Consider the following 19,556-nt stretch of genomic DNA (forward strand, 5'->3'; position numbering starts at 1 on the left):
AAACCTCTTTTATCTTCTTGATAGGTAGATTCCTACGGCTTGAAGTTTTTTACCTTTCATATTACCACAAAGTTTATTTTTAGTAATATATGCTTTTGCCTGTGCTGTTGAAGTAAACTTCATATCAGTTTTTTTGCACATTTTTTCATAGATTTTTTCACCCATTTTTTGCATTTTAGCTTGTTTTTGAGCTACCATTTTTTTCTCTTTTTCTAAACCTTTTGCAACTTGGGCATAAACTTCATCAAAGTTTTTAATCTCTCCGCCGTTTTCTTTTTGAAAAGCTTTAGCATCATCAAGATTTTTAAAAGCATATTTACTTGTCATTGTCATAGTTCCGGGTTTAGAACTTCCAACTACGTAAAAAGCCTCTTTTACAGAAATTAGTTTTAATGATTTGTTATCTACAACTCTCATATCTGTTAGTTTTGTACCGTTTAGTTCTTTGTCTTCAACCATACAGTGAATAGAGCAATACTGTTTTTCTTCTCCTTGGGCTTTTGCAGCATGATTTGTTTTATAAAACATCGGCAGAGTCATTCCGCAAATAGGACAGTAATTTTTTTCATCACCTTTTTGAACTATTGTTGCTTTTTGAGCAGGCACTGCTTGATATGCCATTTTTGGTTTATTTTGTTGTGTATTCTCAGCATTTAACATTGTAATTAATGCAAATAAACTAAATAACATAACTAAAATTTTTTTCATTCTTCTTCCCTTATATTAATTTCTAATATAATATAACCAAATAGTTAAATTAATGTTAATTTGCTAACTTATGATTAACTAAAACTTAACAAAAATTGGATACCATATTTTCTTATTTAAACAAAGGAATTTAATGAAAAAAACATTTTTTACTCTACTATTTTTTACTTCATTTATCTTTTCAACAACTCTTTTAGGAAGTAGTTTAAATAAGATAGAGTATCTTCAAAAAGGTGATGAAAAATATTGGTGTCCAATATCAGGACTTAGTTTAAAAGAAAACTATAAAACTTCTCTTAGTTCAACCCTTAACAATGGAAGAAAAAGACAATATGCCTCATTGACTTGTCTTGCAAAGGATAATGAAGAGTACGGTATTGATTTAGATAATATAGAAGCAGTAGATTATAACTCTTTAAAAAGAGTTAATGCAAAAAAAGCTTTTTTTGTAGTAGGAAGTAAAATAAAAGCAAAAATTTCAAAAACTAGTAAACTAGCCTTTGAAAAAGAAGAAGATGCGAAAAAATTCATTAAACAAAACGGTGGAAAACTAATGAGTTTTGATGAAGCCTTTGATCTTGCAAAAAAGAGTCTAAAAGATGATTTCAAAAAATTAAAAACAGTAAATAAAAAGAAAATATATCCTAAAGGGAAAAAAATCTTTGAGAAAAGATGCAGTAAAGATATAGACCCTACAGATTATCTTGAGATAAATGAATTAAAAGCAGATATACAAAAAAACAATTTATGTAAAAAATTAAAAGAGTCCCAACTTCAAACAGTTGCTTTATATCTTTGGGATGTAAAAAGATTCGGTGATTTAGGAGAAGTTAAAAACAGAGTTGTTGTTGAAGAGCATGAAAAATGTCCCGTTTGCGGAATGTTTGTGGCAAAATATCCAAGATGGGCAGCACAGATTATCTACTCTCACGGCAATCACGAACATAAATTCTCTTTTGACGGAGTAAAAGATTTGATGAAATTCTATTTTGATCCAAAAAGATGGATAAATGCGGACTCTCATCTAATAAATAAATCAAATATCAAAGAGGTTAAAGTTACCGATTACTACTCACAAGAAGCAATAGACGGAAAAAAAGCATATTATGTAATAGGTTCGGATGTTTACGGACCAATGGGACACGAACTGATTCCTTTTAAAAATTTAAGTGATGCAAAAACGTTCAAAGCCGACCACAGCGGTAAAGTAATTATTGAATTTAGTAAGTTAAAAGAAGAGGATATATATAAACTTGATGAATAAAAAAAGCAGATATATGTTTTTTGCACTCTTTTTTATGATAGCAATAACAGTAATTGAAGTTTTATATTTATACAAAAGTAAAAGCTTAAGTTTAAAAGATATAGAAGATAAGAATATACTTGTCAGTGCTTTAGAGCTTCCCGATTTGGCAATATCAACGGAAGCCATGTTTATAAGACATAGAAGTTTAAGCGATACCTTTGCAATATTCAAAGAAGATCCACAGTTAAAGGAGTATTTCCCTACAACTTTTGTATACTCCCATTCACATATTTTAAATAATACACCTTCAAAGATTCTAAATGAGAAATAAAATAAATATATACCTAATTGAGTACGCCATAAACTCCCTCTTAAGACAAAAGTTTAAAAATATCTTTATACTTATTGTTTTTACTTTTCTAACCGCACTTCTTTGTTCTATATTTTTTATATCAAACTCTATAAAATATGAACTAAACAGCACCCTTAAATCTCTTCCCCAAATTACCGTTCAAAAACTAAAAGCCGGAAGACATTATGATATTGATACAAGTGCTGTTGATGAGATTTTAAATATTGCAGGTGTTCAAGATGCTGTTGCAAGAGTTTGGGGATACTACTATTTTGAAAATGCAGGAGTAAATTTCTCGGTTATTGGTATTGATGAGTTTGAAAATCAGTATAAAGAGTCTTTAAACAAAGTAGTTAAAGAGTTTGATTTTTCAAAAGCCCAAGAGAGTAGTTCGATGATAATAGGAACCGGGGTTAAAAAAGTGCTTGACGAGAACTACTACAAAGAGTATTTTAACTTTATAAAACCTGACGGAACATTCAAAAAAGTAAATATTGCAGGTGTTTTTCAAGATAATTTGGAACTTGAATCAAATGATACTATTCTTCTTCCAAAAGAGCTTGCAATGGAAATTTTCGGTATGGAAGAGAATAAAGCAACAGATATCGTAGTAAAAGTTGCAAATCCAGAAGAGATATTCACTGTAGCTTCTAAAATAAAACTTCTATATCCTGATACAAGAGTTATTACAAATAAAGAGTTGGAGATTAGTTATCAAAATATTTTTGACTATAAAGGGGGAGTGTTTTTAGCACTTTTTATTGTCTCTATTTTTACTTTTTTTATAATAATTTACGACAAAGCAAGCGGACTTAGCTCAGAAGAGAAAAAAGAGATAGGTATTTTAAAAGCTATTGGATGGAAAGTTGAAGATGTGTTAAAAGAGAAGTTTTATGAAAGTTTTATTATCTCTTTTATCTCTTATATTTTGGGAATACTTATAGCCTTTACTTTTGTATATATTTTCAATGCACCTTTATTAAGAGAGATTTTTACAGGTTATTCTCAACTTAAGACCTCATTTGAACTGCCTTTTGTTTTGGATTTTAATACACTGTTTTTAGTCTTTTTCCTAAGTGTTCCAATCTATATAGCTGCAACTATAGTTCCATCTTGGAGAAGTGCAACAATTGAAACCGATAAGGTGATAAGATAATGATAGAGTTAAAAAATATTACAAAAGATTTTGAAGTAAATAAAAACAACACTGTAAGAGCAGTCAATAATATAAACCTAAGTATAAAAGAGGGAGAACTTATTGTACTAAAAGGAGCAAGCGGAAGCGGTAAAAGTACTATTCTCTCTTTAATCGCATCTTTGAGTAAACCTACAAAAGGAGAAGTAATAGTAAATAACAAAAGAGTATCAAAACTTCCCGATAATTTTGCCTCTATGTATAGAAGAGAGGAGATAGGTTTTATTTTTCAAAAATATAATTTAATCCCTACTTTAAGTGTAAAAGAGAATATTTTACTTCCTTTAATTCCTAAAAATCTTTGTGAAGAAGAGGCTTCAAAACTATTGCACAGTGTTATGAAAAAATTTAAAATCGAACATAAAAGCGATGCAATGGTAAAAAACCTTTCAGGTGGAGAGCAGCAAAGAGTTGCAATAGCAAGAAGCCAAATTAACAACCCTAAAATCATAATAGCAGATGAACCTACGGCAAACCTGGATAAAGAGCTGTCTGAACATTTTATAACTATTTTAAAAGAGCTTAAAAGCAGTGATAAAACAATAATCGTGGCAACCCATGATCCACTCTTTTTTGAACTTGATTTTGTTGATAGAATAATTGAATTAGCAAACGGAGAGATTATAAAATGATTTTATCTCCTGAGGTTTTAACTATAATCATCTTAAACTCTATATTTTTGCTTTTTGGAACGGTAAGTTTTCTTTTAAGTCTTAAAATATTTTTTAACTGGGATATAAACTCTACAAACAAAAAACAGTACACTTTGGAAAGCCAAAGTTTTTTAACGGCAACTATTATAAAATATATACTTTTTGTAAAAATTCTTCTTTTTATATTTTTTATTTTTACTTTAGATAAAATTTCAAATGTACTTACAGGAGCCATGTGTGCAGCAGGAGTTGTAGATGCCACTAGTTACGGTATATATCTTCTTTTATTTAAACTTATAAATATCTACTTTTTTGGTTTTTGGCTTGTAATTCATAACTTTGATATGAAAACCGTAAATCTAAAATATACAAAACTAAAATTCGGCTTTTATCTTTTTATATATTTTTTACTTCTATTTGAAATTATTTTAGAAATAACTATGTTCGCCTCAATAAATGTAGATAAACTTGTGAGCTGTTGCGGAACTTTATACTCTAATAGTGAAGGTTCATATCTATCTTCAATCTTTTTTGATAACAGTAATTATATACTTGCAGGTTTTTATATTAGTTATCTTTTTTTAGTTCTTTTCTATTTTTTAAAAAACGATTATCTATATATAATTTTTAATCTTCTTTTTCTAGTTCTAGCAATAATCAGTCTGATTCTCTTTTTTGGAACATATATTTATGAACTTCCTACCCATCACTGTCCTTTCTGTATGCTTCAAAAAGAGTATCACTATATTGGATATGCCCTTTATATTTTTCTTTTTTTAGGTACTTTTTTTGGATTTATTATAGGAATAAAAGATCTTATTTTAAAAATTGAAAGTGAAACAAAAAAATATTATAAATACTCAATTATCTCTCTTACTATCTATTTAATAATTGTTAGTGCATATCCGATAGTTTACTACTTCAAAAACGGTGTTTTTTTATAAAAATTAAAAAAATTTATAAAAAAATGCCCCTTTTGGAAAACTAAAGATACAAAAAATTAATTTTTTTTCTTAATTTTATATCCTAAAATCGGCACTTTTTTTAATAACTAAAAGCACTTAAGTTTTATTTTAGATTTTTTCTTTTTTTTTGATTTATAATTCCGAAGTAGAATAAGGAATAGTTCAAAGTATTTGGAAGAAAACCAAAATAAGCATTTGGCCGTGCATTAAAATGTTTTCTATAATGTTGTACAACAGTACTTTTAAACATACTTTTTTAGGAGTATATATGTTAAAAAAAATAATCTTTTCTCTATTTATTCTCTCTTCTTTAATACAAGCAGAGGATTTTGAACAAACTATAGAGGATAAATATGCAGCTTGTGAAAAAGCATATGATGAATGTATAACACTTTGTGAAGAGAGTAACTCAAATATTGATGAATGTACAGCAGCTTGTGATGAAAAACTCTATAACTGCAATTCAAAAGTTGAAGAAGAGGCTCAAACACCTGTAGAATAAAACTAAACCTTATTCTACATTTTAATTTATTAGGGCAAAAAATGAAATTTAAGAAACTCTCTGTAAAAAAATCAAGCGAACTTATTGATAATGTTGAAAATTTTACGGATTTTTTGGATACCTTAAAACAACTTATCAGAGTACCTTCTGTTATCGGGTACGAGCACTCTTTTTTCTTATATTTAAAAAGAGAACTTGATGAGTTAGGAATAGATACCTGCTATTATGACGGATTATTAGTTGCAAAAGGCAAAGAGCCCAATAAAGGATTGCTAAGTGCCCATATAGACAGACACGGTTTAGTTTGCACAGGACCAAACGAATTTCAATTTGCAGCTTTCCAGACTAAAAACAGAATCGATTTAAAAGGAAATTCAGTATCAGAACAGACTTATAATCTTATCTCTTCAAGATTTTTAAATCAATATGTGCAAGCCTATGAGCCTTGGTCGGGAAGTTATCTTGGAATCGGTAAAATTGATGATGTTTATATGTGCAAAGAGATAAATAACTTAATGTTTAAAATTGACGGTTTAGAGCATCTTCTACCGGGTACTCCTATTGCTTTTGTGGATAAATTAAAAATCAGCGAAGATCTGATTTCGGCACAATTAGATAATGTCTTATCTACTGCAATAATTATTTACCTTTATCAGCACGGCTTTAAAGGAACTGCTTTTTTTACTGCTCAAGAAGAAGCAGGAAGAAGCTGGAGATTTATTCTTGACTGGTTTAAGAAAAACAGTATTACTACTTCTGAACTTTTGGTTTTGGATACAAGTCCGTATAACTCAAGAGATGAAGCTCAACTACAAGATATTGTTTTAAGAAACAGAGATGCAAATGCAAGATTTAAATCTCCTTTGTTAAAAACGCTTAAAAACTTTTGTCATAAAAACAATATAAATTTTTCTTGTAAGGATGCTTATATCCAAGAGAAAAACAGAATATTAAATGAAAACAACAAACCTCTTTTATCTCTTGGCAGCACGGAACTTGGAAGAATAATAAAAGAGTCAAAAAACAGTGTTCAAGGTACGACTCTTCAAATACCTACGACAGGTTATCACACGGTGGAAGAGACCACATCGATAAAAGCAGTTAAATCTATACTGTATATATTAAAAACTCTATATACATAAAAATTGAGGAAGAAATGAAAATAGGAATTTTATCAAGAAATGCAAATCTTTATTCTACTAAAAGATTAGTAGAAGCTTGCATTCAAAGAGGACATGAAGTGGAAGTTATAGATACGCTTTCATGTTATATGAATATAACGGCAAATAAACCCAAAATACACTATAAAGGGCGAATATTAAATGAATTTGATGCTATAATACCAAGAATTGGTTCTGATATTACATTCTACGGCACAAGTGTAGTTAGACAATTTGAGATGATGAATGTTTATACTCTAAACAAATCAATTGCAATTACAAGATCAAGAGATAAATTAAGATCAATGCAAATACTTGCAGGACATAATGTAAACTTACCGATAACCGGTTTTGCAAGCTCACCCGATGATATCGAAGATTTGATAAAAATGGTAGGCGGAGCACCTTTAGTAATTAAACTTTTAGAAGGAACTCAAGGTTTAGGAGTAGTTCTAGCTGAGACAAGTAAAGCAGCACAAAGTGTTCTTCATGCCTTTATGGAATTAAAAGCCAATATCCTGGTTCAAGAGTATGTAAAAGAGTCAAACGGTGCAGATATCCGATGCTTTGTAATAGATAATAAAGTCGTAGCCTCTATAAAAAGACAAGCAAAAGAGGGAGAGTTTAGATCCAATTTACATAGAGGGGGAACTGCTTCTTTCATAAAAATTACTCCTGAAGAGGAGAAAATTGCGATTGCTTCAGCTAAAGTACTAGGGTTAAATGTAGCGGGAGTAGATATTTTACGTTCAAATAAGGGTCCGGCTGTTTTGGAAGTTAATTCCTCACCGGGACTTGAAGGAATAGAAACAATATCAAAAAAAGATATTGCAACGTTAATAGTAAAATATATAGAAAAAGAAGCAAGTAAACAAAATAAAAAGAGTAAAAACAACTTATAGGAAGAAGAAGAGAAGATGAAAAAAATCAACTATAAAGATTTGGTAAAAAGATATTATGAAGAGCTGTGGAATAAACAAAACAGAGATATGATTGATGTGGTTTTTGACGATGAAATTACTTTTAGAGGTTCTTTGAATATTGAAGCTAAAGGTAAAAAAGAGGTAAGAGATTATATGGATAATATCTTAAACGGTATCCCTAATCTTTATCACGGAATTGAAACTATTATTGAAGAAAATGGAGTAGTTGCCGTAAGAGCCGTATACAACGGTACACACAGAGGAAAACTATTTGATATTGAACCAACAAACAGAAGAATAAAATATAACGGTGCATCTTTTTTTAAATTTAAAGATGACAAAATTTGTGATGTATGGGTATTAGGTGATTTAGTAACTTTAAAAGATCAAATCACTCAAAAATAGGGAAAATCAATAAAAATCTAATCAAAAAAAGCAGATTAATGAAAAAGAGCATCTAAATATAATCTATTTTTTCATTTGAAGTAGCCCCGTAAAATAGGCTTTTTGTAGCTTCGAATAAATTTTAAGTTTTATTTTAGGTTAATTTTTTTCATTTTGTTTTATAATTTTATTACAAATAAGAAGAGAGTTCCTGAAAACAGATAAAGCATTTGGCCGTGCATTGTTATAAGTTTTCAGGAGTATGTTGTACTCTTTTTTAAAGAGTAGGTTTATACTAACAAATTAATCTTAGTGTTTAGTTAAAGAGAAAATAAATGTTAAAATTTTTTGGCACTTGTCTATCTTTTTAATAAACATAAATACATTTTCTTATTTTTTTAGGCAGTAAGTATGGTTTCACGTTATTACAATGGTTTTTCTCACCATAAAATAGAAGAACCTGTAAATAAACTTGTATATGAGATTACAAGTCTTATAAAATTTAAGCAAGACTACAATAGTGCAGTAGATATGATTTTAAAAAACAATTTAAAATTAGAAGATGTTGTATCAAGAACAGCCAGGCTTACATTCGACGAAGTTGTTAAATTGGCAGATTTGCTAATTTCAAGAAAATAGATTTTATAAATTAGGAAAGGGTAATGGAATCTATTATTTATGAATTAAGAGCTAATAATATAAAAGAAGAAGATATTCAATCTATTATGGAAAAGGTAAAAAACAGAATTTCTGAAGAAAATATTGATATAGAACTTCAAAAATTGGGTTATCCTAAACTTTTCACAGTCGATTATGATGATTACGATTTATACGACTATGATGATGGATATGATGATGAACAGTATTAGTAACGGTGCAAAAGAGTTAAATCTAAAAGAGCAAATACATCAAATCATTTATCTAATAAAACATAGAAATGATTATAGTAATGCAGCAAAACTAATGCTTGAAAATGATTTATCTATTGAAGCTTTAAGAAAAAGAACTCTTAAACTTTCTCAATTAGAAATTGCAAAACTTGCTGATTCAATTTATGAGAGTAAAGGATAACTCCTTACTCTCTTAACTCACTTAATCTTTTAAGCAGATATTCCAATTCTGCTCGTTTTTCAACTTTTTCATGTACTTTTTCTTCAAGAAAATCAACAACATTTTGATGAAGTTTCAGTTTAGAAAGTCTGTTTATGTTTGTAATTCCACCGGGATTTAATACATTTACTTCAAGAATTTTATCCCCTATCATATCTAATCCTGCAAAATAAATACCGTCAGAGATAAGTTTTTTACCTATCTTAGAACATATCTTTTTTTGAGAATCAGTAAGAGTATATTTATGGGCGCTTCCGCCTGTTTGTATATTTGCCCTATGGTCACCTTCGGCAGGCTTTCTATGATAAGCCCCTATTGCTTTACCGTTTAGCATTATAACTCTTACGTCACCGTTTTCGGCACCTTCTATGTACTCTTGCAAAATTACGTAATTTTCTCCTGATTCATCAATATAGAAATCCAGTAAAGAGTTAATATTCGACATTGCATTTTTTTCTAAAACAATAACCCCTCTTCCTCCTGAACCGTCAAGAGGTTTTAAAATCAGTTTCTCTTCTTCTGACTCTTCTATTATTTTTTTGATATATTTTTTACTCCCCGATACATGAGTTCTAGGAAGAAAAGTATTGCTAGGATCATGAAAAGTGGTTGTATAGAGTTTATTATTTGCTTTTCTAATACCGTCAACATCGTTTATGATTATTGTTTCATTTTTAACAGAATCCAAGAAGTTAAAAACAAGTGGTGAAATAGGAGGATCTTTTCGTATCATAATACAATCAAAAGCATGCAAAGCAGTAAGTTTTATATCATAAGTGATTTTTTTATAAAAACTATTTACCGAATCGGGTATTTTACCTTCATACTTTAACAATTTGGCAAAGCCGTGAACTATATTGTTTCTTACGGTTAAATCGTGAGTATATAAAATATAAACTTTATGCCCTCTTGTCATGCACTCTTTGATAATTGCAAGAGTCGTACTTTTCAAAGGCTCTATATTTGCCCAATCTTCAATAATAAATGCAACACGCACTTTATAATCCTTTTAATATTAAATTGATATTTAAAGAATTATACAATAATTTAATTGCAAAAAAGTAGTGATTTTTAATATTTTAAAAAAAGAATGAGATACAAAATTTTGTACCTCATTTTATCTTATAAGTCTTGTTCGATTACTCTTTTAAATTTGTTAAAGTAGATATCTTTTGCTTTTTCTAAATCCATAGAAACTTCATTGATAGAGATTTTATCTCCACCTATTGAACCTAATTTCGTATATGGAATTCTTCTGCTTTCACAAAGTTTTTCAAAATTTGAAAGTTCATTAGAAGGAACTTCTACTAAAGCCCTGCTTAACGATTCAGAGAAAAGTTCTTTGCTATCTTCCAAAGAGATATTAGCTTCGATTCCTTTATCTCCAAGCACTGCCATTTTAGCTATTGCAATTGCAAGTCCACCGACATTCACATCTTTTGCAGATTTTAACAGATCTTGTTTATTTGCTTCGATTACAGTATTCCAAAGGTTTAACTCTTTTGCAAAGTTCACATCAGGATGCACTCCCGCAACTTTACCGTATAATTTTTTAAGATATAAAGATGCCCCGTATTCAGGTTTTGTTTCTCCTAAAAGATAGATATAGTTTCCTTCTTCTTTAAAACAAGAAGGTAAAACTTTATTTGCATTATCATTTACACCTACCATTGCAATAGCAGGAGTAGGGAAAACACCCACGCCGTTTGTTTCATTATATAAAGATACGTTTCCGCCTACGACAGGAGTATTTAACTCTTTACAAGCTGTTTTTATTCCTTCACAAGCTTCTGCAAACTGCCACATAACTTCAGGATTTTGAGGATTACCGAAGTTTAAACAATCCGTTATTGCTTTTGGAACAGCTCCCGTCATGGCAACATTTCTTCCTGCCTCCATAACAGCTGCCGCTGCTCCTAACTGTGGATTAATATAACACTGTCTTGTATTACAATCCGCACTCATAGCAAGTGCTTTTCCTGTTTCTTTGATTCTAATTACGGAACCGTCAAGTTTTCCCGGACCTTTTATAGTATTTGTTTGTACCATTGAATCATATTGATTATAAACCCATGATTTATCTACAACCTCCATATCTGAAAAAAGTTGCTCAAAGGCTTCTTGATTTGGAATATCTTGATTCATATCAACAGTTTCAATTCCATCTAAATAAGCAGGTTTTGCAATAGGTCTGTCTAAAATAGGAGCCTCTTCAGAAACAGGTTGAACCGGAATATCAGCAACTTTTTCACCTTCCCAGTATAGTTCCATATTCCCGGTATTTGTAACCTCACCTATTACGGCAACATCAAGTTCCCATTTTTTGAAAATATCAATAATTTTTTGTTCGCAACCTTTTTTTGCACAAATAAGCATTCTCTCTTGAGATTCTGATAGCATAAAATCATATGCAGTCATTCCCTCTTCTCTTGAAGGAACTTTGTCCAAATGCATAATCATTCCAGAACCTGAACGTCCTGCCATTTCAAAAGATGAAGAAGTAAGTCCTGCTGCTCCCATATCTTGAATACCGATAATCAAATCCTCTTTAAAAAGCTCTAAACAAGCCTCTAATAGAAGTTTTTCGGTAAAAGGATCTCCAACTTGCACAGTAGGTCTTTTTGATTCAGAATCTTCATCAAATGCAGCAGAACTCATAACCGCTCCGCCAAGACCGTCACGTCCAGTTTTAGAACCTACATACATTACAGGATTTCCTGCTCCTTCTGCAATTCCTAAAAAGATTTCATCAGCTTTTGCAATTCCTAGGTTAAAAGCGTTTACAAGGTTATTTCCTGCATAACACTCTTCAAAGTTTGTTTGTCCGCCTATTGTAGGAACTCCCATACAGTTACCGTACCCACCTATTCCGGCAACAACACCTCTTAAAAGGTATCTGTGTTTTTGAGCAGTTTGGCTATCTCCTTCAATTCCCGCAAATTGAATTAAATTCATAGAGGCAACAGGTCTTGCACCCATTGTAAATACGTCTCTCATGATTCCACCCACACCTGTTGCCGCTCCTTGATACGGTTCTATAAAAGAGGGGTGATTATGTGATTCCATTTTAAATACAGCGGCATAACCGTCTCCGATATCAATAACTCCCGCATTTTCTCCGGGACCTTGGATTACCCAAGGTGCTTTTGTAGGGAATCCGTTTAAATATTTTTTGCTTGATTTGTATGAACAGTGTTCTGACCACATTGCAGAAAAGATACCAATTTCAACATAATTTGGATCTCTTCCTAAAATTTCTTTGATGTTTTCTAATTCTTCAAGTGTCAAAGAGTGAGCAAGTGCTATCTCTTCAAGATTCATCTCTTTTTTTTGCATTTTACGCCTTAAATATGGTTGTTAAAAGTAAGGCGATTATATCCAAAAAGCTCTTAAGCTTTAGTTTTACCCCTCCGCTAAGATTTCTATTTTGTTATCTTTTAATTCAATGTATAACTCTTTTTTTCCCACAAAAGTATAATATTTTGTTTTATAATCTTCATCCATTACTACTTTAAACATATTTTTATTTAAAGAGTTTGGATAAGGTACGATATTTATATTTGAAAATTTTATTATTTTTTTCTCTTTTTTAGAAAAAATTCTCTCTTTATACTTTTTGAATTTTTCTATATCCATCCCGTCATGTCTTTTAAAAGAGTTTGAATAAAATTTCATATATTCATCTATATCAGATTTTTTCCAAGCATTTTTCCATTTGTAAATTGATGATAAAATAACACTTATATCGTTTCTAGAGACTTTTCTTATATCTTCTTCACTTATAAGCAGAATTGATTTATCATAATCAATACTCTCATCCAACATTTCAAGCTTTGGATTATCTAAAGCTATACAACCTTTTGTAAAGTTTTCTCTATCTTCATTTAAGGGCATTCCGTGTATCCAAATTCCCGAACCGTTTTTATTTCTCACTTTATCAAAAGTATTCGGATATGAAGTAACTAATGCCAAAGGACCGTAAAAGGCATCAAGTTTTGTTAATTTTTTTGTTAAATCATAAACGCCTATAGGGGTTTTAAGATCTCCCTCTTTTTGTTTATCTCCGTCATTTTGTCCGACAATAACATTATCTTCTAAAAGTAAGTTATAGTTATTTTTATCAATTTCAAAAAGTTTTAGCTCTCTTCTTTTCTTTTCTGCTAAAATAAGAAACTTTCTTGACTCATAATAACCGTAATCAACTCTTTTATCAGCTAGATATTTCTGCCAATACTCTTTTTTCATAAGTTCATTCTCAAGCTGCTGCTGAACCGCCTCTAAACCTTTAAGCCTATACACATCGACTAAGTCAGCCACCGCCACATTTACAATTAATATTAAAAACAATAATGTTTTTTTCACAAAAAACCCCTAAAATTTTATATTTCCTTTAGTTGCGCAATTGTATAATATTGCTTCTAATTTTTTAATAAAGAAGGGCAATGCATAGAGTAATACTGATACTTTTTTTGATAATTTCATCACTTTTTTCCATAGAAGTAAAAGAGACTAAGTGGCCGGCAGGCGAATCATTTTTAACTTTTTTAAACAAATATTCCATCCCGCAAAAATTATATTTCGATTTAGAAAAAGAAGATAGAGAACTTTGTTCCGAAATAACGGCAGGAAATTACTTTTATTTAATGGAAAACGAAGACGGAACTCTAAATCAGGTTCTTATACCGGTTTCAGAAGAGATTCAACTTCATGTTTATAAAGATAAAGATAGTTACAAATTTGAGACTCTTCCTATTAGTTACAGAGAATATAATGAAACAATTGCCATACCTATTAACACTTCAGTATCAAATGAATTGCAAGAAGCAACAGGAAATGCAGCCTTAGCAGCAAATTTAAAATCAATCTTTTCAACTTCGGTTAATTTTAGAAGAATGCAAAAAGGTGATTTTATTGCAATAGAATATACCCAAAAAGAGCTATTAGGCAGACCTTTCGGGCAACCTGATATAAAAGCCGCAATGGTTGAGATTTCAGGAAGAAAATATTATAGATTTAAAAATGAAAAAGATGATAAATATTATGACCAGACAGGAAAAGCTTTTACGAAATATTACTTTTTTAGAATCCCTTTAAGATATAAAAGAATATCAAGTAGATTTACAAAAAAAAGATGGCACCCTGTTTTAAAAAGATATAGAGCCCATTTAGGAACAGACTTTGCTGCTCCACGAGGAAGAAAAATCTATGCAGCAGGAGACGGTAGAGTAATATTTGTAGGAAGAAGAGGCGGTTACGGTAATTGTACTATTATACAACATCCAAACGGTTATAGAACCTTATATGGTCACCAAAGCAGATTTAAAGCAGGTCTAAGAAGAGGTCAAAGAGTTAAAAAAGGTGACCTAATAGGATATGTGGGAAGTACAGGGCTTAGTTCCGGTCCTCACTTACATTTAGGTGTATATAAAAATGGAAGAGCAATTAACCCTCTAAAAGTTATTAGAAAACCTGAACATATAGGCTTAAAAGGAAAAGAGAAAAAAACCTTTATTGCCAATGCTAAAAAAACAATACAAGAACTTGACAGCGTTGTAAAGGATGAGAATAGAAGCAAAGCAACAAAACTTGACAGAATAGTCTCGACAAGCGAACTTCTTCCAAGGAAAATTTAATGCCTTTAGAAAATGCTATAAAAAATCCTCATGAGCTTTTATCAAACTTAAATGAGCTTCATCCAAGTGATATAGCATTTTCTTTAAAAAAAATCGAACAAGAATCAACTGATGATTTTTATTATGTTTTAAAAGAAATCCCCGACGAAATTTTGGGGCAAGTAATACTTGAACTTCCCGATAATTTAAGAGAAGATGTTTATGAATTTTTATCTTCACAGAGACTTTGTGATGTTGTAGATGAACTTGATTCGGATGATGCAACGGATATTATTCAAGAAATTGAAGAGATAGATAATCAAAAAGCAAAAGAGATTTTTGACGGTCTTGAAGAAGATGATAAACATGAAATTAACTGGCTTAAGAGATACCATGAAGATGAAGCCGGTTCTTATATGCAAACAGAGCTTTTTTCTGCAAATATTCAGGAAAAAATTCAAGATTCGATTACAAGATTAAAAAAAGCAAAAGAGTCTCATGAACTGGAGAATATTCATCAAGTCTATATTGTAAATGATGATAAAAAATTGATTGCTTCTATACTTTTGGAAGATCTTATTCTTTTTGATTTTGAAAAAACATATGAAGAGATTATAGATTTACATGATGAAAATAGATTTAAACCTTTTATTGTCCATGATAAAGATCATATAGATGAAGTTGCCAAGCAAGTTGAAAAGTACGATTTAAACGTTATCCCCGTTGTAGGATACAATGAAATATTAGTAGGTAGAATTACAAATGACGATATTCTTGATGTAATTGAAGAAAATGCAACAGAACAGATGTATCAATTAGCCGGGGTTAATGATGATTTTGAGCATGAAGATAATCTTTTAAATACCGCAAAAAAGAGAGCTTTTTGGCTTTTTTTAAATTTAGGAACGGCAATTTTAGCCTCTCTTGTAATAGGATTATTTGACGAAACCATTGAATCTTATGTTGCGTTAGCTATTTTAATGCCTATAGTTGCCTCAATGGGAGGAAATGCAGGGACACAGACCTTAGCCGTTATGGTAAGACAATTAGCCTTGGGAGATATTGATTTTGACAACAGCAAAGATGCCATAAAAAAAGAGATTTTCATATCCTTGGCAAACGGTTTTATTTTTGCTTTGATTGTAGGTTTTGTTGCTTATATTTGGTTTAATACGGCACTTCTTGGTATTGTAATAGCCATGTCAATGGTAATAAATCTTTTCAGTGCAGGTTTTTTCGGAGCCTCTATACCTCTTTTTTTAAAAAAAATGGATATAGATCCTGCTATCGGAAGTACCGTTTTATTAACAACAGTAACTGATATTGTAGGTTTTTTCAGCTTTTTAATGTTAGCAAAAATGATTTTACTTTAATTAGTTAGACACTTTTCTTAACTATTTTTTGAACTCAATGCTAAAAAACCTGATGCTCCGATAAGTGCCCCGCCGCCCATCTTATTTATATTCGCAATATTTTTCTCAAATTTATTTAAAAACTTATTTGCACTAAAAGCATAAAACATCACAAAAAAGAAATCCATTAGTGCCATAGTAGGACACATAATTGACATTTGCAAAAACAAAGATTGGTTAAGATCAATAAACTGCGGAAAAAAAGCTGTAAAAAATACAATAGCTTTAGGATTTCCTGCTGCTACTAAAAAACCTTTTATATAGAGTTTTTTTCTAGACACATTTACAATAATTCTGCCGTCATTCTCTATTTTTTTAGGTTTAGATTTAATCATTTTTATTCCCATATATAAAAGGGTTATAACACCAAACCATTTAATAACTTGAAAAGCTAATTCGGAAGTTGAAATAATAGCTCCTAAACCAATAGCAACTAAAAGCATTTGAATAAAGTTTGCACTAATATCACCTAGTGCCGTAAATATCGTATTTTTGGTACCGTAATTTAAAGAATGAACAACTCCAAGTAAAATGCTAGGTCCCGGAGTCATAGTAAGTATTGCACAAGCTAAAACATAAGTTAACCAGATATGTAAATCCATAAATATCCTTTGATTTTAAAGGTACATTATACTACCAAAATCAAGAACGATATATCTTTTTTATGAATAGTTACTATACATATAAATTTTAATTTCAACAATTTTTGCAGATATACCAAAGAGTGTAAGCAAAACTTATATTACGTTTAGTTTTGCTTAACTTATTTTAAATAAATTTTTTATCACTTAAATTATCAACAATCTCTTTTGACAATTTATCGGTTTGAAATGCAATTTCTTTTGTTTGTCCTGCAATAGAAGCATTTTTTTGTGTTTGTTTATCTAATAAGGAAACTGCATCATTAATTTGAGAAATTCCTTGTTCTTGCTCTTTTGAAGCATTAGCTATATTTTTAATTGTTTCATTAGATTTCTCAATTCCATCTAATAGCTTATCGTATCCTTCAATCATTTTATCACTTGTCTCTTTCCCGTAACTTGCTTTTAAATTTGCTTTTTCAACAATATTTTTAATCTCTTTTGCTGCTTGGGCACTTCTATTGGCAAGATTTCTTACTTCTTGGGCTACTACTGCAAAACCTTTTCCTGCTTCACCTGCTGTTGCCGCTTCGACTGCCGCATTTAAAGATAATATATTTGTTTGAAAAGCTATTTGATCAATCACACTGATTGCTTCATTTATAGTATTTACTTGCACTTCTATTTCTGTCATTGCTTCACTTGTATTTCTTGCTAACTTTTGTCCTTCTTTTGCTGATATGTTCACTTGATTCGAATATTCCGACATAGAAATAACATTATTAGAATTTGCTGTAACGGTTGCGGTAATCTCTTCTAAAGCTGCTGCTGTTTGCTCTAAAGAAGCTGCTGCTTCGTTTGAACTTAAGTTTAATTCATCTACATTTTCAATCAAAGTATTTGAAGACTTTCTTAACGTTTCTCCAACTTTTAAAGATTGACTTAAGAGATTAGAAATAACATCACCTAACTCATTTATTGCATTTGCAACATTTGAATAGGTATCAGGGAATCTTGCGGTAAAATCGTGGTTTTTAAACTTTTCTAAAACAGATAATAAAGCAGGAATACTTTTTGCTACGGAGTGCTCCAACGCATATTGCATTTTTGTTAAAATTTCTTTTAATTTAATTAAAGATTCTGTTTGTGTATCTTCTTCAATCTTAGCAAGCAAATTTCCTTTGCCTATCTCATCGGCAAATCTTGCAATATCTTTTACAAACTTTTCATCTTGTAATATTACTTTTTGCGTATTTTGTATATTTACATTAATCATTTGAGCGATATGTCCAAGTTCATCTTTTGTATCTAGATTAATCATTGATGTTTCCGATGTTTTTTTATTTAAAAAATCAAAAAAGGCTTGTAAACCGTTTTGTACTGCCCATAAAGATTTAATTATTTGATTTGAAATTAAAAAAGCAACCAATATACCGATAATTAGAGAAATAATTAAAATTACAACCATAGTATATGAAAAGCTACTTGCAGCTTCACTTGCTTTGGGAGTTGCAATTTGATTTTTATTTTCCTGATAATCAATAAATTCATTTATAACTTGCAACCAAGTTTTAAAGTTTTTACTTACTTGTTGTAATAATAAATTTTTTGCTTCAAGATTATTGTCACTTTTTATTAAGAAAATAATTCTTTCCACTAAAGGTAGTGTTTTCTTCTCAATATCTTTAATTTTGGCTAAGATAACTCTCTCTTTTTCATCTATATTCTCTCCTTTTTTGAATATCTCATCTAAAGGTTTGGCTGACTTAATATAATATGATTCAAGTCTCTTAATATCTTCAACAGTAGTTTTAAATAGTTTGCTCTCTTTATCTGATGATAGAACTAAATCTCTAATAGCAATTGCTCTATCATGAACGCTGCCTCTAAAATTAATTGCATATCTTTGTTTTATTGAATTAACTTCTACAACTTCTTTTAATGTATTATCTATAAAATTCACTTTCAAAATACCTATTACAGTAATTAAAATGATGATTAAAAGCATTAAGATAAAACTAAAATATAATTTTTTTGATATAGTTAGATTATTTAACATTTATTCTCCTTAAATATTTTATATTATAGGAGAATAATTATTATATTATAATAAGTAGTTCTTTTTTTTGACTAAAAAAAACTTGTTGGGTAGAATTTTTACTTTTATGATTAATTATTTATGTAAAGATTGAGCAATTATAGATAAAAACTCATCTTTTGTTTTTTTCTCTTTTTTAAATAAACCTCTAAGTGCTGAAGTAACTGTTGTAGAACATATTTTTTCTACACCTCTCATCTCCATACACATATGTCTTGCATCTATCATTACTGCAACACCTTTAGGATTTAATGCTTCATGAAGTGCATCGCAAATTTGTTCAGTCATCTGCTCTTGTATTTGCAATCTTCTTGCAAATACGTCTACAACTCTTGGAATTTTTGATAAACCTACAACTTTCCCGTCAGGAATATATGCTACGTGAGCTTTTCCTATAATAGGCAACATATGATGCTCACACATAGAGTAGAACTCAATATCTTTTATTACGACCATTTCATCATTTGAGCTTGTAAAAAGTGCTGAATTTATAATCTCTTTTGGATCTTGTTTATATCCGCTGCACATAAACTCAAAAGCTTTCCTAACTCTACTTGGAGTTTTAATTAATCCCTCTCTATTCGCATCTTCACCAATATATTCTAAAATATTTTTTACTGAATCTTCGAACTGTGTCTCTTTGTTCATTTACAAT

At 30.2% G+C, this 19,556-nt stretch carries 21 protein-coding genes; 14 read left to right on the plus strand and 7 right to left on the minus strand.

Features of this window, described 5'->3' with window-relative positions:
• Positions 1–9: 9 nt before the first annotated feature.
• A complete protein-coding gene (locus AANAER_RS11495) occupies positions 10–708 on the minus strand; it encodes a nitrous oxide reductase accessory protein NosL (RefSeq protein WP_129082278.1) in 699 nt (232 codons plus the stop codon).
• Between the two features lie 133 nt (positions 709–841).
• Here AANAER_RS11495 and AANAER_RS11500 point away from each other — a divergent pair, with 133 nt between their 5' ends.
• From AANAER_RS11500 to AANAER_RS11555, 12 genes are all read left to right on the plus strand, one after another.
• Entirely contained in the window at positions 842–1,972 is a 1,131-nt protein-coding gene (locus AANAER_RS11500) for a nitrous oxide reductase accessory protein NosL (protein ID WP_129082279.1), read from the plus strand.
• Positions 1,965–2,285, plus strand: a complete 321-nt coding sequence (locus AANAER_RS11505) for a hypothetical protein (RefSeq protein WP_129082280.1) — start codon at positions 1,965–1,967, stop codon at positions 2,283–2,285. Before AANAER_RS11500 ends, AANAER_RS11505 begins: the two co-directional genes overlap by 8 nt.
• The gene (locus AANAER_RS11510) at positions 2,275–3,462 is read left to right on the plus strand and encodes an ABC transporter permease (protein WP_129082281.1); all 1,188 of its coding nucleotides are present in this window, start codon (positions 2,275–2,277) and stop codon (positions 3,460–3,462) included. The genes AANAER_RS11505 and AANAER_RS11510 overlap by 11 nt, the downstream gene beginning before the upstream one ends.
• Complete coding sequence (locus AANAER_RS11515; protein ID WP_129082282.1) at positions 3,462–4,133, plus strand: ABC transporter ATP-binding protein; 672 nt, start codon at positions 3,462–3,464, stop codon at positions 4,131–4,133. The genes AANAER_RS11510 and AANAER_RS11515 overlap by 1 nt, the downstream gene beginning before the upstream one ends.
• Entirely contained in the window at positions 4,130–5,098 is a 969-nt protein-coding gene (locus tag AANAER_RS11520) for a hypothetical protein (RefSeq protein ID WP_129082283.1), read from the plus strand. The genes AANAER_RS11515 and AANAER_RS11520 overlap by 4 nt, the downstream gene beginning before the upstream one ends.
• 289 nt (positions 5,099–5,387) lie before the next feature.
• Positions 5,388–5,621, plus strand: coding sequence for a hypothetical protein (locus AANAER_RS11525; RefSeq protein WP_129082284.1), 234 nt, complete (start codon positions 5,388–5,390; stop codon positions 5,619–5,621).
• A gap of 41 nt (positions 5,622–5,662) precedes the next feature.
• Positions 5,663–6,763 carry a peptidase M42 gene (locus tag AANAER_RS11530; protein ID WP_129082285.1) on the plus strand — a complete coding sequence of 367 codons (1,101 nt, stop codon included), beginning with the start codon at positions 5,663–5,665 and terminating at the stop codon, positions 6,761–6,763.
• A gap of 14 nt (positions 6,764–6,777) precedes the next feature.
• Positions 6,778–7,683 carry a 30S ribosomal protein S6--L-glutamate ligase gene (gene rimK / locus AANAER_RS11535; RefSeq protein ID WP_129082286.1) on the plus strand — a complete coding sequence of 302 codons (906 nt, stop codon included), beginning with the start codon at positions 6,778–6,780 and terminating at the stop codon, positions 7,681–7,683.
• 15 nt (positions 7,684–7,698) lie between these two features.
• Positions 7,699–8,109 (plus strand): ester cyclase, encoded by a 411-nt coding sequence (locus AANAER_RS11540; RefSeq protein WP_044417656.1) that lies wholly within the window; start codon positions 7,699–7,701, stop codon positions 8,107–8,109.
• 390 nt (positions 8,110–8,499) lie between these two features.
• A complete protein-coding gene (locus AANAER_RS11545) occupies positions 8,500–8,727 on the plus strand; it encodes a hypothetical protein (protein WP_129082287.1) in 228 nt (75 codons plus the stop codon).
• Between the two features lie 23 nt (positions 8,728–8,750).
• The gene (locus tag AANAER_RS11550) at positions 8,751–8,957 is read left to right on the plus strand and encodes a hypothetical protein (RefSeq protein WP_044417652.1); all 207 of its coding nucleotides are present in this window, start codon (positions 8,751–8,753) and stop codon (positions 8,955–8,957) included.
• Positions 8,902–9,159: a hypothetical protein gene (locus AANAER_RS11555; protein WP_164969351.1), complete on the plus strand. Its 258-nt coding sequence runs from the start codon at positions 8,902–8,904 to the stop codon at positions 9,157–9,159. The genes AANAER_RS11550 and AANAER_RS11555 overlap by 56 nt, the downstream gene beginning before the upstream one ends.
• 4 nt (positions 9,160–9,163) lie before the next feature.
• On the opposite strand, the gene gshB is transcribed toward AANAER_RS11555, so the two are convergent.
• The 3 genes from gshB to AANAER_RS11570 all read right to left on the minus strand — a co-directional run bounded on the left by gshB (position 9,164) and on the right by AANAER_RS11570 (position 13,560).
• On the minus strand, positions 9,164–10,195 hold the full coding sequence (gene gshB / locus AANAER_RS11560) for a glutathione synthase (RefSeq protein ID WP_129082289.1): 1,032 nt from the start codon (positions 10,193–10,195) through the stop codon (positions 9,164–9,166).
• A 125-nt stretch (positions 10,196–10,320) separates the two neighbouring features.
• On the minus strand, positions 10,321–12,534 hold the full coding sequence (purL, locus tag AANAER_RS11565) for a phosphoribosylformylglycinamidine synthase subunit PurL (RefSeq protein WP_129082290.1): 2,214 nt from the start codon (positions 12,532–12,534) through the stop codon (positions 10,321–10,323).
• Positions 12,535–12,600: 66 nt separating this feature from the next.
• Positions 12,601–13,560 (minus strand): L,D-transpeptidase family protein, encoded by a 960-nt coding sequence (locus tag AANAER_RS11570; protein WP_129082291.1) that lies wholly within the window; start codon positions 13,558–13,560, stop codon positions 12,601–12,603.
• Positions 13,561–13,640: 80 nt separating this feature from the next.
• Between AANAER_RS11570 and AANAER_RS11575 the strand changes: the two genes are divergently transcribed.
• Complete coding sequence (locus AANAER_RS11575) at positions 13,641–14,831, plus strand: peptidoglycan DD-metalloendopeptidase family protein (protein WP_129082292.1); 1,191 nt, start codon at positions 13,641–13,643, stop codon at positions 14,829–14,831.
• Positions 14,831–16,183, plus strand: coding sequence for a magnesium transporter (mgtE, locus tag AANAER_RS11580; protein WP_129082293.1), 1,353 nt, complete (start codon positions 14,831–14,833; stop codon positions 16,181–16,183). The genes AANAER_RS11575 and mgtE overlap by 1 nt, the downstream gene beginning before the upstream one ends.
• Positions 16,184–16,200: 17 nt before the next feature.
• On the opposite strand, the gene AANAER_RS11585 is transcribed toward mgtE, so the two are convergent.
• The 3 genes from AANAER_RS11585 to folE form a co-directional block, all read right to left on the minus strand.
• Positions 16,201–16,824, minus strand: a complete 624-nt coding sequence (locus AANAER_RS11585) for a LysE family translocator (protein WP_129082294.1) — start codon at positions 16,822–16,824, stop codon at positions 16,201–16,203.
• Between the two features lie 166 nt (positions 16,825–16,990).
• On the minus strand, positions 16,991–18,862 hold the full coding sequence (locus AANAER_RS11590) for a methyl-accepting chemotaxis protein (RefSeq protein ID WP_129082295.1): 1,872 nt from the start codon (positions 18,860–18,862) through the stop codon (positions 16,991–16,993).
• A 114-nt stretch (positions 18,863–18,976) separates the two neighbouring features.
• The gene (gene folE / locus AANAER_RS11595; RefSeq protein WP_044417636.1) at positions 18,977–19,549 is read right to left on the minus strand and encodes a GTP cyclohydrolase I FolE; all 573 of its coding nucleotides are present in this window, start codon (positions 19,547–19,549) and stop codon (positions 18,977–18,979) included.
• Positions 19,550–19,556 lie beyond the last annotated feature (7 nt).

It is taken from the genome of Halarcobacter anaerophilus, from assembly GCF_006459125.1.
Classification (GTDB): domain Bacteria; phylum Campylobacterota; class Campylobacteria; order Campylobacterales; family Arcobacteraceae; genus Halarcobacter; species Halarcobacter anaerophilus.

Bases quoted from the DNA above. Each gene is read 5' to 3' on its own strand.
- AANAER_RS11495 (WP_129082278.1), bottom strand. From the start codon at position 708: ATGAAAAAAATTTTAGTTATGTTATTTAGTTTATTTGCATTAATTACA.
- AANAER_RS11500 (WP_129082279.1), top strand. From the start codon at position 842: ATGAAAAAAACATTTTTTACTCTACTATTTTTTACTTCATTTATCTTT.
- AANAER_RS11505 (WP_129082280.1), top strand. From the start codon at position 1,965: ATGAATAAAAAAAGCAGATATATGTTTTTTGCACTCTTTTTTATGATA.
- AANAER_RS11510 (WP_129082281.1), top strand. From the start codon at position 2,275: ATGAGAAATAAAATAAATATATACCTAATTGAGTACGCCATAAACTCC.
- AANAER_RS11515 (WP_129082282.1), top strand. From the start codon at position 3,462: ATGATAGAGTTAAAAAATATTACAAAAGATTTTGAAGTAAATAAAAAC.
- AANAER_RS11520 (WP_129082283.1), top strand. From the start codon at position 4,130: ATGATTTTATCTCCTGAGGTTTTAACTATAATCATCTTAAACTCTATA.
- AANAER_RS11525 (WP_129082284.1), top strand. From the start codon at position 5,388: ATGTTAAAAAAAATAATCTTTTCTCTATTTATTCTCTCTTCTTTAATA.
- AANAER_RS11530 (WP_129082285.1), top strand. From the start codon at position 5,663: ATGAAATTTAAGAAACTCTCTGTAAAAAAATCAAGCGAACTTATTGAT.
- rimK (WP_129082286.1), top strand. From the start codon at position 6,778: ATGAAAATAGGAATTTTATCAAGAAATGCAAATCTTTATTCTACTAAA.
- AANAER_RS11540 (WP_044417656.1), top strand. From the start codon at position 7,699: ATGAAAAAAATCAACTATAAAGATTTGGTAAAAAGATATTATGAAGAG.
- AANAER_RS11545 (WP_129082287.1), top strand. From the start codon at position 8,500: ATGGTTTCACGTTATTACAATGGTTTTTCTCACCATAAAATAGAAGAA.
- AANAER_RS11550 (WP_044417652.1), top strand. From the start codon at position 8,751: ATGGAATCTATTATTTATGAATTAAGAGCTAATAATATAAAAGAAGAA.
- AANAER_RS11555 (WP_164969351.1), top strand. From the start codon at position 8,902: ATGATGATTACGATTTATACGACTATGATGATGGATATGATGATGAAC.
- purL (WP_129082290.1), bottom strand. From the start codon at position 12,534: ATGCAAAAAAAAGAGATGAATCTTGAAGAGATAGCACTTGCTCACTCT.
- AANAER_RS11575 (WP_129082292.1), top strand. From the start codon at position 13,641: ATGCATAGAGTAATACTGATACTTTTTTTGATAATTTCATCACTTTTT.
- mgtE (WP_129082293.1), top strand. From the start codon at position 14,831: ATGCCTTTAGAAAATGCTATAAAAAATCCTCATGAGCTTTTATCAAAC.
- AANAER_RS11585 (WP_129082294.1), bottom strand. From the start codon at position 16,824: ATGGATTTACATATCTGGTTAACTTATGTTTTAGCTTGTGCAATACTT.
- AANAER_RS11590 (WP_129082295.1), bottom strand. From the start codon at position 18,862: ATGTTAAATAATCTAACTATATCAAAAAAATTATATTTTAGTTTTATC.
- folE (WP_044417636.1), bottom strand. From the start codon at position 19,549: ATGAACAAAGAGACACAGTTCGAAGATTCAGTAAAAAATATTTTAGAA.